At 68.1% G+C, this 570-nt stretch carries 1 protein-coding gene; it reads left to right on the forward strand.

Translation table 11 applies throughout. The features are described 5' to 3' along the window. Positions 1-204: 204 nt before the first annotated feature. Positions 205-570 (forward strand): cupin domain-containing protein (locus H928_RS28520; RefSeq protein ID WP_021027634.1); only part of this gene is annotated, 366 nt, incomplete at its 3' end.

Consider the following 570-nt stretch of genomic DNA (forward strand, 5'->3'; position numbering starts at 1 on the left):
GGCGAAGAGGTGTCGGCCATGCGGACGAGGCGTGCAGTAAAAAGGGGCGGGCCAGGCCAAGCCCGGGCAATGGCGCCAATATACGCTGATCCGTGCTGCTGACCGGGGTAAGCGGGGCAAGCGGCGGAACAAGGGGCCAGCGCCCGCGCTTGGCTACACTGTGCGCTATGCACTGATGCACCGCTGCTGCCATGGCCGACCACCATGGCCGACCACCACCACCACCGCTTGCTGGCTCCTGACTACTCTGTTCGCCACTATGAAGGCGAGCAGCATGCGCACAGCCATGACCATGTGCAGCTCTTGTATGCGCTGGCCGGCCGCATGGAGCTGGAGGTCGATGGCAAGGCCGCCTATGTCGATACCGCCAGCGGCGTGGTGATACCGGCGGGTGCCACCCACGCCTACCTGGCACAAAAGGGCAGCGCGCTGGCCGTGGTGGATGTGCCCGACGGCGCCGACTGGGCGCAGATGCGCCGCTTTGCCGCGCCGCCGCGCGACTGGCTGGCCACCCATGCCTCGGCCTTGACGGTGGCCCAGGCCCATGTGGCCTGGGTGCAGCAGTCGCCC

It is taken from the genome of Comamonas sp. B-9 (assembly GCF_000410635.1).
Lineage (GTDB): Bacteria > Pseudomonadota > Gammaproteobacteria > Burkholderiales > Burkholderiaceae_C > Comamonas.